General features: G+C 62.0%; 17 protein-coding genes, 1 tRNA gene and 1 pseudogene. 11 read left to right on the top strand and 8 right to left on the bottom strand.

Features of this window, described 5'->3' with window-relative positions; genetic code table 11:
• Both HBO11_RS27025 and HBO11_RS27020 read left to right on the top strand, forming a co-directional pair.
• A complete protein-coding gene (locus HBO11_RS27025; protein ID WP_169956739.1) occupies window positions 1-1515 on the top strand; it encodes a tripartite tricarboxylate transporter permease in 1515 nt (504 codons plus the stop codon).
• Window positions 1508-2545 (top strand): AbrB family transcriptional regulator, encoded by a 1038-nt coding sequence (locus HBO11_RS27020; protein WP_169956741.1) that lies wholly within the window; start codon window positions 1508-1510, stop codon window positions 2543-2545. Before HBO11_RS27025 ends, HBO11_RS27020 begins: the two co-directional genes overlap by 8 nt.
• A gap of 63 nt (window positions 2546-2608) precedes the next feature.
• Here HBO11_RS27020 and ung read toward each other — a convergent pair whose 3' ends face one another.
• Window positions 2609-3304, bottom strand: a complete 696-nt coding sequence (ung, locus tag HBO11_RS27015; protein WP_169956743.1) for a uracil-DNA glycosylase — start codon at window positions 3302-3304, stop codon at window positions 2609-2611.
• 131 nt (window positions 3305-3435) lie between these two features.
• Here ung and HBO11_RS27010 point away from each other — a divergent pair, with 131 nt between their 5' ends.
• A complete protein-coding gene (locus HBO11_RS27010) occupies window positions 3436-4548 on the top strand; it encodes an enoyl-CoA hydratase/isomerase family protein (protein ID WP_169956745.1) in 1113 nt (370 codons plus the stop codon).
• 58 nt (window positions 4549-4606) lie between these two features.
• Here HBO11_RS27010 and HBO11_RS28745 read toward each other — a convergent pair whose 3' ends face one another.
• A complete protein-coding gene (locus HBO11_RS28745) occupies window positions 4607-4966 on the bottom strand; it encodes a hypothetical protein (RefSeq protein ID WP_169956747.1) in 360 nt (119 codons plus the stop codon).
• Between the two features lie 218 nt (window positions 4967-5184).
• Here HBO11_RS28745 and HBO11_RS27005 point away from each other — a divergent pair, with 218 nt between their 5' ends.
• The 6 genes and pseudogenes from HBO11_RS27005 to HBO11_RS26980 all read left to right on the top strand — a co-directional run bounded on the left by HBO11_RS27005 (window position 5185) and on the right by HBO11_RS26980 (window position 8378).
• The gene (locus HBO11_RS27005; RefSeq protein ID WP_169956749.1) at window positions 5185-5397 is read left to right on the top strand and encodes a cysteine-rich CWC family protein; all 213 of its coding nucleotides are present in this window, start codon (window positions 5185-5187) and stop codon (window positions 5395-5397) included.
• A complete protein-coding gene (locus tag HBO11_RS27000) occupies window positions 5397-6089 on the top strand; it encodes a pseudouridine synthase (RefSeq protein WP_169956751.1) in 693 nt (230 codons plus the stop codon). Before HBO11_RS27005 ends, HBO11_RS27000 begins: the two co-directional genes overlap by 1 nt.
• A 296-nt stretch (window positions 6090-6385) precedes the next feature.
• Entirely contained in the window at window positions 6386-7270 is an 885-nt protein-coding gene (locus HBO11_RS26995; RefSeq protein WP_169956754.1) for an alpha/beta hydrolase, read from the top strand.
• A 128-nt stretch (window positions 7271-7398) separates the two neighbouring features.
• Window positions 7399-7472, top strand: a tRNA-Gly gene (locus HBO11_RS26990).
• A gap of 165 nt (window positions 7473-7637) precedes the next feature.
• Window positions 7638-7775, top strand: a pseudogene (locus tag HBO11_RS26985) (type II toxin-antitoxin system HicB family antitoxin); the annotation flags it as partial.
• Window positions 7776-7877: 102 nt separating this feature from the next.
• On the top strand, window positions 7878-8378 hold the full coding sequence (locus HBO11_RS26980) for a methylated-DNA--[protein]-cysteine S-methyltransferase (protein WP_169956756.1): 501 nt from the start codon (window positions 7878-7880) through the stop codon (window positions 8376-8378).
• 13 nt (window positions 8379-8391) lie between these two features.
• Here the strand turns inward: HBO11_RS26980 and HBO11_RS26975 are convergent, their stop codons facing one another.
• Complete coding sequence (locus HBO11_RS26975; protein ID WP_169956758.1) at window positions 8392-8538, bottom strand: hypothetical protein; 147 nt, start codon at window positions 8536-8538, stop codon at window positions 8392-8394.
• A gap of 191 nt (window positions 8539-8729) precedes the next feature.
• On the opposite strand from HBO11_RS26975, the gene HBO11_RS26970 reads away from it, so the two are divergent.
• Window positions 8730-9152 (top strand): low affinity iron permease family protein, encoded by a 423-nt coding sequence (locus HBO11_RS26970; RefSeq protein WP_169956760.1) that lies wholly within the window; start codon window positions 8730-8732, stop codon window positions 9150-9152.
• Between the two features lie 53 nt (window positions 9153-9205).
• On the opposite strand, the gene HBO11_RS26965 is transcribed toward HBO11_RS26970, so the two are convergent.
• From HBO11_RS26965 to HBO11_RS26955, 3 genes are all read right to left on the bottom strand, one after another.
• Entirely contained in the window at window positions 9206-9733 is a 528-nt protein-coding gene (locus tag HBO11_RS26965; RefSeq protein WP_169956762.1) for a DUF4142 domain-containing protein, read from the bottom strand.
• Window positions 9734-9851: 118 nt separating this feature from the next.
• Window positions 9852-10493 (bottom strand): LysE family translocator, encoded by a 642-nt coding sequence (locus tag HBO11_RS26960; RefSeq protein WP_169956764.1) that lies wholly within the window; start codon window positions 10491-10493, stop codon window positions 9852-9854.
• 66 nt (window positions 10494-10559) lie between these two features.
• Window positions 10560-11486 (bottom strand): LysR family transcriptional regulator, encoded by a 927-nt coding sequence (locus tag HBO11_RS26955; RefSeq protein ID WP_169956766.1) that lies wholly within the window; start codon window positions 11484-11486, stop codon window positions 10560-10562.
• 68 nt (window positions 11487-11554) lie between these two features.
• Between HBO11_RS26955 and HBO11_RS26950 the strand changes: the two genes are divergently transcribed.
• Window positions 11555-12043 (top strand): DMT family transporter, encoded by a 489-nt coding sequence (locus tag HBO11_RS26950; protein WP_169956768.1) that lies wholly within the window; start codon window positions 11555-11557, stop codon window positions 12041-12043.
• 10 nt (window positions 12044-12053) lie between these two features.
• Here the strand turns inward: HBO11_RS26950 and HBO11_RS26945 are convergent, their stop codons facing one another.
• Window positions 12054-12728, bottom strand: a complete 675-nt coding sequence (locus HBO11_RS26945) for an NAD(P)H-binding protein (protein ID WP_169956770.1) — start codon at window positions 12726-12728, stop codon at window positions 12054-12056.
• Window positions 12729-12823: 95 nt separating this feature from the next.
• The gene (yiaY, locus tag HBO11_RS26940) at window positions 12824-13972 is read right to left on the bottom strand and encodes an L-threonine dehydrogenase (protein WP_169956771.1); all 1149 of its coding nucleotides are present in this window, start codon (window positions 13970-13972) and stop codon (window positions 12824-12826) included.
• Window positions 13973-14084: the final 112 nt, after the last annotated feature.

The following is a 14084-nucleotide window of genomic DNA, read 5'->3' as shown; positions in this document are numbered from 1 at the left end:
ATGGATACTTTTGGCTATTTGGGCCAGGGTTTCGGCGTCGCGCTGAGCCCCTACAACCTGGTGACCGCACTGTGCGGCACCCTGATCGGCACCGTGGTCGGCCTGTTGCCGGGCCTGGGCCCGATCAACGGCGTGGCGTTGTTGATCCCCATCGCCTTCGCCCTGGGCCTGCCGCCGGAATCGGCGCTGATCCTGCTGGCAGCCGTGTACCTGGGCTGTGAATATGGCGGGCGTATCAGCTCGATCCTGCTGAACATCCCCGGCGAAGCCTCCACCGTAATGACCACCCTCGACGGCTACCCAATGGCCCGCAAAGGCCTGGCCGGCGTGGCGCTGTCGTTGTCGGCATGGAGTTCGTTTATCGGCGCGTTTATCGCCACCTGCGGCATGGTGCTGTTTGCCCCGCTGCTGGCCAAATGGGCGATTGCCTTCGGCCCGGCGGAATATTTCGTCCTGATGGTATTTGCCATTGTCTGCCTGGGCGGCATGGCCGGTGACAAACCGCTGAAGACGTTTGTGGCCGCGCTGATCGGCTTGTTTCTCTCGGCAGTCGGTATCGACGCCAACAGCGGCGTGTACCGTTTTACCGGGGACAACATTCACCTGACCGACGGCATCCAGTTTGTAGTGCTGGTCCTGGGCCTGTTCTCCATCAGCGAGATCCTGTTGCTGCTGGAAAAAACCCACCGCGGCCAGGAAGCGGTCAAGGCCACCGGGCGGATGATGTTTAACCTGAAGGAAGCGTCTTCGGTATTCGTCGTCAATATCCGTTGCGGCCTGCTGGGTTTCATCATGGGCGTACTGCCCGGTGCGGGCGCCACCTTGGCGTCAGCTGTGGCCTACATGACCGAGAAACGCCTGGCCGGTGCCAGCGGCAAATTCGGCCAGGGCGACATGCGCGGCCTGGCAGCGCCGGAAACCGCCATCGGCGCTTCCGCCTGCGGCGCCCTGGTCCCCATGCTGACCCTCGGCGTACCTGGTTCAGGCACCACCGCCGTGATGATCGGCGCGCTGTCGCTGTACAACATCACGCCGGGCCCACTGTTGTTCCAACAGCAACCGGATATCGTCTGGGGCCTGATCGCCTCGTTGTTTATCGCCAACATCATGCTGGTGATCCTCAACATCCCGATGATCCGCATCTTCACCCGCATCCTTGCCGTGCCGAACTGGGCGCTGGTGCCGGTGATCGCCATCATCACCGCGATTGGTGTGTACGCGGTGCACGCCACCACTTTCGACCTGTTCCTGATGGTGGGCATCGGTATCTTCGGCTACATCCTGCGCAAGCTGGACTTCCCGCTGTCGCCGGTGTTGCTGGGCTTTATCCTCGGCGGCCTGATGGAGCAGAACCTGCGCCGGGCGCTGTCGATCTCCAACGGTGACCTGCAGATCCTCTGGTCGAGCCCGATCACCTTTGGTGTCTGGGTGCTGACGGCATTGATGCTGGCCTTCCCGCTGATCCGCATCTACCGCAAACGGGCCCTGCAGCGTCGCGCCGTGGCCGATGTCTGAAGTCACCTTTAAACAATGGTGGGGAACACCGCTGGTCGGCCTGGCCGGCGGTTACCTGGCCAGCCTGATCGGCTGGCCTTTGCCGTATATGGTCGGCTCGCTGCTGGCGATCATCCTGGTGCGTTGCCTCACACCCTGGCAGTTGGCCGAAATTCCCGGCGGGCGCAAATGCGGCCAATGGGTGGTGGGTATCGGCATCGGCCTGCACTTCACCCCGGTGGTGATCGAGCAGGTGATGAGCCACTTTGGCCTGATCTTCTTCGGCGCGCTGGTCACCAGCCTGTCGAGCATTGTCGGCGTGTGGTTGATGCGCCGCAGCGGTGAGGATCGCGCCACGGCGTTTTTCTCAAGCATGCCGGGCGGGTCCGGGGAGATGGTCAACCTCGGCGCGCGCAATGGCGCGGTGCTCAGTCGCGTGGCCGCTGGCCAGAGTCTGCGGGTGTTGCTGGTGGTGCTGTGCGTGCCGGCGATCTTCAAGTACTTGCTGGGCGGCGGTGCGCCACAGTTTCACCCGGCGCCCGTGGATTGGGCCTGGCTGGCCCTGCTGTTTCCGATCGGCGCCCTGGTGGCCTGGGGCTGGCAGCGCCTGCGCCAACCCAACCCCTGGTTGTTCGGGCCGTTGCTGGTCAGTGCCATCGCCAGCATCACCTGGGATTTGCACATCGGCCTGCCCGATGGTGGCAGCCAGATCGGCCAATGGTTGATCGGCAGCGGCCTGGGCTGCCACTTCAACCGGCAGTTCTTCCGCCGGGCGCCGTCGTTCATGGGCCGTACGGTGATCGGCACGCTGCTGACCATGTTGATCGCCACCCTGGCGGCGGTGGGCCTGAGTGCGTTGACGCAGTTGGATTTGCGTTCGCTGACCCTGGGGATGATGCCCGGTGGGATTGCCGAGATGAGTCTGACGGCGGAAACCTTGCAACTGTCGGTGCCGTTGGTGACGGCGATGCAGGTGATGCGGCTGTTGTTTGTGTTGTTCCTCGCGGAGCCGTTATTCCGCCATTGGAACCGCCAGCCGGGCACCCTCTAGAACCGGGTAACAGCCTAATGTGGGAGCGGGCTTGCTCGCTCCCACCTCCTCAGGTGTTGAACTTCAGAGCGGCGGCACTCGCCACTCGATCGGCGTCTCGCCGTTCTGCTCAAGAAACTTGTTCGTCCGGCTGAAATGCCCACACCCCAAAAACCCGCGATAAGCCGATAACGGTGACGGATGCACCGAGGTCAGCACCAGGTGTTTGGTCGCATCGATCAGCTTCTGCTTGCCCTGAGCATGGGCGCCCCACAGCAGGAACACCAGGTGCGGCTGATGCTCGCTGACCAACTCGATCACCCGGTCGGTGAAGAACTGCCAGCCCTTGCCCGCATGGGCGTTGGCATTCGCGCGCTCCACGGTCATGGTGGTGTTGAGCATCAATACACCCTGGTCGGCCCAGCTTTGCAGGCAGCCGTGGCTGGGGATGTCGATATTGAGGTCGCGCTTGAGCTCTTTATATATATTGACCAGGGACGGCGGTGTCGGCACGCCCGGTTGTACCGAGAAGCACAGGCCATGGGCCTGGCCGGGGCCGTGGTACGGGTCCTGGCCGAGGATCACCACCTTGACCTTGTCCAGCGGCGTGGAGTTGAGCGCATTGAAGATCAGCGGGCCCGGCGGGTAGATTTCCTTGCCCGCCGCATGTTCCAGGCGCAGGAACTCACGCAGCTCGGTCATGTACGGTTGCTCGAACTCTTCGCGCAGGGCGTGTTTCCAGCTCGGTTCGAGTTTGATACGGTCGTCGGCAGTCATCACAAACACATCATGTAAAAAGAATGGGCGAACCCTAGGAAAGCCCACTCCACTTGTCAATTGATCTGACGCAGAACCGGCACTTTCCCCCGAAGGGATCATACTCAACGTTCAATTTACCGATTGAGGTCATGATGAATCTGCACTTCGAAGAGCTCACTGGCACAGACGGTGCCCGTATCGGCATCGCCAGCCTGGACGCGGAAAAGTCCCTCAATGCCCTCTCGCTCCCGATGATCCAGGCCCTCGGCGAACGCCTGGACAGTTGGGCGCGCAATCCGCAGATCGTCTGCGTGCTGCTGCGCGGCAACGGTGCCAAGGCATTTTGCGCCGGCGGTGAAGTGCGTAGCCTGGCCCAGGCCTGCCGAGAGCACCCGGGTGAAGTGCCGGCGCTGGCCGCGCAGTTTTTTGCGGCCGAGTACCGCCTGGACTACCACCTGCACACCTACCCCAAGCCGCTGATTTGCTGGGGCCATGGCTATGTGCTGGGCGGGGGCATGGGGTTGCTGCAAAGCGCCGCTATCCGCATCGTCACCCCGAGCAGCCGCCTGGCCATGCCGGAAATCAGCATCGGCCTCTACCCGGATGTGGGCGCCAGTTGGTTCCTCTCGCGCCTGCCCGGCAAACTGGGGCTGTTCCTGGGCCTCACCGGCGCCCATATGAATGGGCGCGACGCCCTCGACCTGGGCCTGGCCGACCGTTTCCTGCTGGATGAACAACAGGGCGAAATGCTCGAAGGCCTGTTGCAATTGAACTGGCAGGAGCAGACCGCGATGCAGCTCAACAGCCTGTTCAAGGCCCTGGCCCAGGAAGCTGCCAGCCAGCAACCAGAACCGCAGTGGCTGCCGCGACGCCCACAGATCGACGAATGGCTGGATGTAGGCGACGTGCAGTGCGCCTGGCGCGCCTTGAGCCAACTGCGCGAGCATGCCGACCCGCTCTTCAGCCGGGCCGGCAAGACCTTGAGCGAGGGCTGCCCGCTGACCGCGCACCTGGTGTGGGAACAGATCCGACGGGCGCGGCACCTGTCCCTGTCAGAAGTTTTCCAGATGGAATACACCTTGAGCCTCAATTGCTGTCGGCATCCGGAATTCAGCGAGGGAGTACGGGCCCGCCTGATCGACAAGGATCAGCAGCCCCACTGGCATTGGCCGGATATCAAGCGCATTCCCGAGGCCGTGGTCGAGGCGCACTTTCACAAGGCCTGGGAAGGACGGCATCCGCTGGCAGATCTGTCGGATCGATGACATGTGGCGGCCAGCCACAAAAAACGGCGCATGACGCGCCGTTTCAAAGAGAAGCGGATTACCTGTGCCCGCCACGGCCTCCTCCATGATCACCGCCCCGGCCACCTCTATGCCCCTGGCCACCATTGCCCCGGTGGTCACCCCAACTCTGGCTGGGCCAAGGCCGGTAACCCGGCCTTGGCCCGGCTTGATAGTAACGGGGGGCCGGCTGGTAATAGCGCGGCGCCGGGTAATAGCGGGGTGGCGGTGCGTAATAGCCCCGCCGGTACTGGTAGGACGGGCCACCGCCGTAGTAATAGACCGGCGCGGGCGCGGTATAGACTTCGGATCGATAGTAGCTGGAGCCTCCATCGTAATAAGGCACGCAGGCAGAAAGGGTCAAGCCGAGTACAGCGCTGAGGAGCAATCGACGATACATGGCGGCCTCCTGGACCGCGGAAGAGCACACACCAGCGACGCTGGGGGGCGCCACACAGCTTTTGCTGAATGACAGAAGATCAGACATCAAAAACCGAATCTGGTGCGACTTGGACATAGATTGATACATCTGTGGCGCAATAAACCGCCCAGGCCTGTATCGTGCCAGGGACACCGGGTTTCACCGGGATCTTGACTGAATTACGCCTGAACCGACCGATGACCACTCCCACACTTTGCCCCGCCTGCGGCGCCCGCAACGACTGCACCTTGGCCGACCCGCGCACCGCTGACCGTGCCTGCTGGTGCTACAGCGTCACCATCGACCCCAAGCTGCTCGAAGCCCTGGCGCCGGAACTGCGCAACACGGCCTGCCTGTGCCCGCGCTGTGCCCAGGTCGACGCCCAATTGCGCGGGGTCGAGCCCCGGTAATGCGTATCGACCGCTTCCTCAGTAACCTGCCCCGCTTCAATCGCCAGCAAGTGCGCCTGCTACTGGCAGAGCGCCGGATCAGCGTCGATGGGCAGCCGGTTGCCGACCCGCGCCAGGACGTTCGCGAGTTCAGCCGCGTGGAGTGTGATGGCCAGATCCTGCAAGCGGGCAAACCCGCACGTTATTTCATGCTGCACAAGCCGCCAGGGTGTGTGAGTGCCACTGTCGATCCCCAGCATCCCACTGTCCTTGATCTGCTGGATGAGCCGGACAAGAGCGACCTGCATATCGCTGGCCGCCTGGACTTCAACACCACCGGGCTGATGCTGATCACCAATGATGGCCAGTGGTCCCGACGCCTGACACAGCCCCACACCAAGCTGCCCAAGGTCTACTACGTCGAGACCGAACAGGAGATTGGCCCGGAGTATGCCGCGACGTTCCGCGCCGGCCTGTACTTCGCCTTCGAGGACCTGACCACCCAACCGGCCGACCTGCAAGTGCTGGGCCCCAAAAGCGCGCGCCTGAGCATCATTGAAGGGCGTTATCACCAGGTAAAGCGCATGTTCGGGCACTTCGACAACAAGGTGATACGCCTGCATCGCGAATGCATGGGGCCGCTGGTGCTGGATGAACGGCTCGCTCCCGGCCAGTATCGGCCGCTGAGCGACGCGGAAATCTGCCAGATATGACCGTTCAGCCGGTGATAGCCCAAACTGCGGGGTGAAGCTTGCGACCTGGCCCGCCTCCTGCTTGAATCAAAACGCCAGCCGCATTCTGACTGGCGAGTCACCCAACCTTCCAAGAAACACTGTGCCTGCCCACACCGCTTGACGTGCGGGCCATGGCAAGTTGCCCGCCATAACAACACCCGTCGGCCAGTTTCATCGGACCGACATGGGCCTCCTTTCAAGGCGTATGCCTACCTGTCACAAAGCTCGTGCAGAGTGATCTGCGCGCACCACCCGCTTGCCAGGAGTCTTACGACATGAGGCCAGAAATCGCTGTGCTGGATATACAGGGTCAGTATCGGGTTTACACGGAGTTCTATCGCGCGGACGCTGCTCAAAAGACCATCATCCTGGTCAACGGCTCCATGGCCACCACTGCGTCTTTCGCCCAGACCGTGAAAAGCCTGTACCCGCAATTTAATGTGGTTTTGTACGATCAGCCCTACGCCGGTCGCTCCAAAGCCCACAACCGCCATGAGCAAATGCTGACGAAGGACATTGAAGGCCAGATCCTCCTGGAACTCATCGACCACTTCGCCGCCGAGCATGTGCTGTCGTTTTCCTGGGGCGGCGTCGCCACCCTCGTCGCCTTGTCCCAGCGCCCTCGCCGCGTGGAAAAAGCCGTGATCAGCTCGTTCTCGCCGCTGATCAACGCGCCGATGCGCGACTACCTGGAACGTGGCGTCGACTACCTCGGCAACCTCGACCGCCACAGCGTCGGCAACCTGGTCAACAGCACCATCGGCAAACACCTGCCGCCGCTGTTCAAGCGCTTCAACTATCGGCACGTCAGCACCCTGGCCGAGCACGAGTACGGGCAGATGCACTATCACATCAGCCAGGTGCTCAATAGCGACCGCCAGTGCTACCTCAAGGCTGCACGGCAGATCGACATTCCAGTGCTGTTCTTGAACGGCGAGTGGGATGAATACACCAGCGCCGAAGACGCCAAACTGTTCGGGCAACATGTGGCCAAAAGCAGCTTCGGCACCATCCAGGCCACCGGGCACTTCCTGGACATGGAGCACAAGGCCGCGTGCAACGACAGCCGGCAGGCATTGATGGGCTTTTTGAAACCGGAACAGTCGGTGAATCGACTGCGGTATCACCAGGGCCAGGCCCTGCATGCACTGGCGATTTGAATGCGACCTGGGTGGGCACGACTGCCCAGGGTTGCCTGAACATTTCGGCTGACGCTCGCAACTTGCACATTTTTCAAAGAAAAACTTCAAATCGCCGCGCAGTTCTGGTACAAAGTCAGCCGCTCTGAGCGGGTATAGTTTAGTGGCAAAACGAAAGCTTCCCAAGCTTTAGTTGAGGGTTCGATTCCCTCTACCCGCTCCACTCAATTGCCCTCCTCCACCTGCTTCACCGGGGTTGGGGATGAAGAAAAAACCGGCCCATGTGGCCGGTTTTTTTATGCCTGGAATTTGCCAGTAAAACCCGCAATCCCCCCCCTCCTGCAGCCTTGTCCCGCGCTCATACACTGCTTGCTTGCAGCACCTGCCGGCGCAGAAGCTCAACATCACGCTGCCTGGCTATTTGCTCAACCGAATTGACGGGTACGTACTGCATCCCCCGGAAGAAAAAAGCCGCTCGGGGTTCCTCGCGTCGCCAGCGTTGAAGGTACTGCAACAACAGCGGTGACACCGCCGAATTTGACCGCAAGAAACGTAGTTCACCCACCCGCGATGAGCGCTAAAGTGCAGGCCTGTCCGCTAAATGATCCGCGCAACAAGGAGCCCACTCATGCCGTGTGAATACAAACTGATGCCCTCCCCCGTCGGCCAACTGACCCTGGTTGCCCGCAACGGCAAGCTCGCCGCCATCCTGTGGGAAACCGAGCGCGCCAACCGTGTGCGCCTGGGCGAACTGGTAGAGGTCAACCACAGCCCGGTGCTGCTGGAGGCCGAGCGACAGTTGAACGAGTATTTTGCCGGCACCCGCGACCGCTTCGAGCTGGAACTGGACTTTGACGGCACCGAGTTCCAGAAAAAAGTCTGGAGCGCACTGTTGACCATTCCTTTCGGTGAGACCCGCAGCTACAGCCAGATCGCTACGCAGATCGGCAACCCCAAGGCCGTGCGCGCGGTCGGTGCGGCGAACGGGCGCAATCCGATTTCGATCGTCGCGCCCTGCCATCGGGTGATCGGTGCTTCGGGCGGGCTGACCGGGTTTGCCGGCGGGCTTGAAGCCAAGCAGTATTTGCTGACCCTCGAGGATGGCGAGGCTACAAGGTCGTTGTTCTGACAGCCACCAAGCGCTAGGGCTGATCAGCCTTGGAATCCTTCAACTGCACCGAGGATTTGCTGCCGTCGGTGTTGTCTTGGGTTTCATTGTTAGAACTGTCGAAACAGCCTTGCAACAACACCAGGCAGCAGGCCAGGCAGAGAGTACGAGAGAGGCTCATGATCACGCTTCCATTTTGACGGGGTGATGAAATAGTGACCGGCCTACACCAGCAGGGTTCGATGCCTGCGCCTCGAACCTGCCCAACGGTTGCACAGCCCCGTCAAATTCATGCAGGTCAGCAATTGTAAAAAGAAATTTCAGCGTGCCGCCACGGTCAGTACTTCATCAGCACCTACCTGGAGCATCACCATGAAGTTCTCGACCCTTTCCCAATCCCTGGCCCGCTGGGCAGGCAGCGCCCGTACCTTCTTTGCGGCAGTGGTGTTGATTGTGCTGTGGGGCGTCAGCGGCCCTTGGTTTCACTACAACGACACATGGCAATTGGTGGTCAACACGTCCACCACCATCATCACCTTCCTGATGGTGTTCCTGATCCAGAACACCCAGAACCGTGACAGCGACATGTTGCATATCAAGATTGATGAGTTGCTGCGGGTGACCAAGGATGCACAGAACGCGGTACTGAGCCTCGATGGCCTGGACTTCAAAGCCCTGGAAAAACTGCGCAGCGAATACCGTTCCCTGGGCGAGCGCCAAACCGTCAGCCTCGGCGGCGACAGCACAGCAGCGGACCCAGGCGGCTCAGTCAAGACCGACCTGAACCAGGCATAAAAAAACGGCGGCTGGATCAGCTCCAACCGCCGCTTGCATGACCAGGCCCGCGATCAACCGTCGCCGTTACGGCTCTTGCCATAGGATGAAGCCAGCGCCCGGGCTTTTTCCAGGCGGGTTTCCAGCTTGGGCAGGGTTTCGTCAACCAATGCCTTTATTTCGGGGATGTCCGACGCCGCGCCTTCCTGCTTGAACAGCGCGATTGCATCTTCGTTGGCCTTGACCTGCTGGGCTGTGTAGGCGGCGTCGAAGGAATCGCCATCGGTCAGTTCAGGCATCAGGGTTTCGGCCTTGTCGACGATCTGGTCGCGAGGTGCCACTGGCAGGTCGAGTTTTTTCGCAATGGCCGCCAAATGTTGATTGGCCAGGGTGCGTTCGTTGATGACCTCGATGGTGTAGTCCTTGATCTCCTGGGACGAGGTCTTGGCGTGGGCCATGCGGCTGGTTTCGATATCGGCCATGCCCTTGGCCGAGGCCTGTTCGATGAATTCGGCGGGGCCTTGGGCGAAAGCATTGCTGGCGCCGAGGCCCAGCAGCATCGCGAAAGTGGCGGTGCGTAACCGGATAGCCATGCGGCTCATGATGGGTTCCTCCAGGTAATAAAGACATGCCGGGGAACGAGCCCCGCCCTGAATCTGAATTTTCAGGGCGGCAAAGGTTTAGAAAAAACTTGCTGGTGCGACGAACGGTCGTCGCTGCTCAGGAGGTTCTACTGCCTAGCAAGCCCGGCAATGCGTGGGCCAGGGCATTGATCGCAAAACCGATGAACATCACGCCGCACAGCTTGGTGATCAACACTTCATGGCGCTGATACACCGTGCGCACCTGCCGCGCGCCCACCACGCCGATCAGGATCCCGTAAGCCAGCAGGCCACCGAAAAAGCTCAGGACAATCAACCACGGCAACATGCCCCAGGTCAGCAACTCGGCCCGGCTCGACAGCAACGCGGTGAACGTGGCCACGGCTACCGGGTACGCCTTGGGGTTGGTCAGGCCAAACAAAATGCCATGCCAGAACGGTTGGCGCGCGGCGCCCTGGGCAGCCTCGCCGCTGCGGCTGCGGGTTCGAATCGCCCGAATGCCCAGCCAAAACAGATACAGCGCGCTGAGCACACCCAACACATCAAACGCACTGCTGCCGATTTCCCGGGCACCGACAATCGCCACCAACGCGGTGCTACACCACACCACATCACCCAACAGGTGCCCGCACAAAAATCCCGCGCCGGCCCGACGCCCGCGCGCCGCCCCAATGCCAAATACCGCCAGCACCCCGGGCCCCGGCGTGATGCCATAGATAAAGCCCGAGGCGATGACGGCAAACAGCAATGATGAAGTCATGGGTAACACGCTCAGATAAATAAGAGGGGCGCGTCGATTGTGCACAATCCATCCGGCACTGCAATGCTAGGCCGCGCGTTTGGCCAACACGTCTTGCACTTGGGCGATCAACCACTGCAAGGCGCCATCCCCGCCACGGCGTTTATGCCAGGCCAAGACAAAACCGAAGGACGGGATATGGAACGGCGGCGGCACCACCAGCAAGTGCCGGGAGTCGATGTTCAGCAGCCCCTGGGAAGACACGGTGAGGATCAGGTCAGTGCCCTGGATCAACTGCGGTGCGATGCCCCAGTGGGGCAGGCTGATTGCCACGTGGCGCCGTTCACGGATCGCGGTCAGTGCCCGTTCGATTTCCGGGGTGCCGCTACCGCGCATTTCCAGCAGCACATGGGGCCGCGCGAGGTAAGTGGGCAAGTCGAGCACACCGCCTGCGGGCAAGCTGTCGCGGTCGACCAGGCAGGCGTAGTGCTCCTCGAACAACGGCGTGCTGCGCAGCTCGGCGGGCAGGTCGGGAAATACCCCGGCCGCGAGGTCGATCTCACCACTGAGCACCCCTTCCTGCATGCCTTCGCGACTGGCGTGGGTGATGGCCAGGTCAATCCCCGGCGCCTGCTCGCGCAGCGCCCGTACCAGCCCGGGCAACAGCAGCGCCGCGCCGTAATCGGACATGGCCAGGCGAAACGTACGCCTGGCCGACGCCGGGTCGAAGCGGTTCGGCGCCAGCAACGACTGGACCTGGGCCAGCGCATCGGCCAGCGGCGCCGCCAGCTCCAATGCGCGGGCGGTGGCGACCAGGCCGCCACCCTGGCGCACCAGCAATGGGTCGCCCAGCAGATCCCGCAACCGCGCCAGCGCGTGGCTTACCGCCGGCTGGCTCAGATGCAGGCGCTCGGCGGCGCGAGTGACGTGCTGCTCGCTGAGCAGGGCGTCCAGGATCACCAGCAGGTTGAGGTCGATGCGGCGCAAATCATTCATGGCATGCATGTTCAGCATAAGAACTTGGAATTTAAATCTGCGCGACGAATACCGTACAGTCCAGTAAAACCTTTGGGAGATTGATCATGACCACGTTGCATTGGCTGGGCTTGTTGCTGTTGGCGGTGATTGCCGGGGCGGTGGTGCCGTTTCAAAGCGCGATCAATGCCAACCTCGGGCGCGGCCTCGGGCATCCGTTGTGGGCGACCCTGGCCTCACTGCTGGTGAGTATCCTGGTGCTGTTGCCAGTGATCCTGGCGCTACGCCTGCCGCTGCCAAGCCTCGGTTTTATCAGCAAGGCGCCGCTGTGGATGTGGACCGGAGGCGCATTCGGTGTGTGTTTTATCTCCCTGGCCCTGGTCCTTTTGCCCAAACTCGGGGCATCGGGATTTATCGCCCTGGCCATGACCGGGCAAATCCTCGCCTCGTTGTTACTCGATCACTTTGGCTTGTTTGGCTTGGTGGAACGACAACTGACCGCGCCGCGCCTGCTCGGCGTGCTGATGCTGATCGGTGGGGTGGCGTTGATTCAGTTCAGCACCGCGCCCGCCAAGGCCCTGGCCGCTGCGGGCTGAGCCACAGCCATCACCGCCCCTCGGCGGCCAGGCGATGGATGTCGGCAGGCTCGATCACCGGTTGCGGTGCGCCATGGCGGACCACACTGAGCATCGCCCGGCCCACGGTCTCGGTACTCACCACCCAGGCCGGCCGCACGCGACGCACCAGTGACAGCAGCGGCCCGATCAGGTTGTAGATCGTCTGGTACAGCGCGGTTTTCGAACGCACGCCATGCAGCGGCTGGATGATCCCCGGCCGGAACACATACACCGCTTTGAACGGCAGGCGCAGCAAGGCATTCTCGGTCTTGCCCTTGACCCGCGCCCACATCACCTTGCCCTGCTCGGAACTGTCGGTGCCGGCACCGGACACGTACACAAAGGTCATCTGCGGATTGAGCCGCGCCAGGGTGCTGGCAGCGACCAGGGTCAGGTCATAGGTCTGGCGGGTGTAGGTGGCTTCATCCATGCCCACCGACGACGTCCCCAGGCAAAACAGGCAGGCATCAAAACCTTGCAGCAGATGCTCCAGGGGTTGGAAGTCGAACATATCGGCATGCAACACCTGGTGCAGCTTGCCATGCTCCTGGGTCAACGCCGTGCGCCCTACGGCCACCACTTCCTGCACATCAGCGGCCAGCAGACACTCACGCAACACGCCCTGGCCGACCATGCCGGTGGCGCCAAATAGCAGAACTCTCATAGGGGGCCTCAGTGGCGAGCTTCAAGTTAAGCGCTGTACGAGGTGCTCAGGTTAACAGCTTGTCGCTTGAAGCTTGCTACTTGCCGCTGCCCCACTCAAAACGCGCTACGGAAAATCTCCTCGATCTGGCGCTGATCCGCCCGCCGTGGGTTGGTCAGGCCGCACGCGTCCTTGAGGGCGTTGGTCGCCAGCAGCGGGATGTCTTGCAGCTTGGCGCCCAGTTCGCGCAGGCCGGCGGGGATGTCGACGTCCTGGGACAGGCAGCGGATCGCCGCGATGGCCGCTTGTGCGCCCTCTTCGAAGGTGGCGTGTTTGTCGGTCACGCCCAGGGCGCGGCCAACGTCACTCAGGCGCGCCGCGCTGACGCTGGCGTTGAAGCTTTGCACGTGGGGCAACAGCACCGCGTTGCACACGCCGTGGGGCAGGTCGTAGAGGCCGCCCAACTGGTGAGCCATGGCGTGGACAAAACCCAGGGAGGCGTTGTTGAAGGCCATGCCGGCGAGAAATTGCGCATAGGCCATGTTTTCCCGCGCGGCCATATTGCTGCCGTCGCGCACGGCCAGGCGCAGGTTGGCGCTGATCAGCTCGATGGCCTTGATCGCGCAGGCGTCGGTGATCGGGTTGGCCGCCGTGGACACATAGGCTTCGATGGCGTGGGTCAGCGCGTCCATGCCGGTGGCAGCGGTCAGGCCCTTGGGCATGGCGACCATCAGCGCCGGGTCGTTGACCGACAGCAGCGGCGTGACGTTACGGTCGACGATGGCCATTTTCACGTGGCGGGTTTCGTCGGTGATGATGCAAAAACGCGTCATTTCGCTGGCGGTGCCGGCGGTGGTGTTGATCGCGACCAAAGGCAGCTGCGGCTTGCTCGACTGGTCGACCCCTTCGTAGTCGCCGATATGCCCGCCATTGGTGGCACACAGGGCAATGCCCTTGGCGCAGTCATGGGGCGAACCACCACCCAACGACACCACAAAATCGCAGGCACTTTGCTGCAGCAACGCCAGGCCGTTCTCGACGTTCTCCACGTTGGGGTTGGGTTTGGCGCCGTCGTAAATCACCGAATCGATGTCCTGCATTGCCAGCTTCTCGGCAATCATGCTGGCCACGCCCGCCTTGGCCAGGCCGGCGTCGGTGACAATCAGCGCCTTGCGAAAGCCGTAGTTGCGGATCGCGCTCATGGCTTCGTCGAGGCAGTCGATGCCCATGATGTTGACGGCGGGAATGAAGAACGTGCTGCTCATGATGAACCCTCGGGGATACGTTGATGCCTACAGCATCAACCCCACCCGCCTGCGGCATCTTGACCAAGATCAACGCCCGCCCGTGATAAAGTCACCACCCAGCCGTTTTTGA

Source organism: Pseudomonas sp. WS 5010 (assembly GCF_012985565.1).
Taxonomy (GTDB): Bacteria; Pseudomonadota; Gammaproteobacteria; order Pseudomonadales; family Pseudomonadaceae; genus Aquipseudomonas.
Note: the sequence above shows the minus strand (reverse complement) of the source record. Positions and strands in the feature narration are given on the sequence as shown.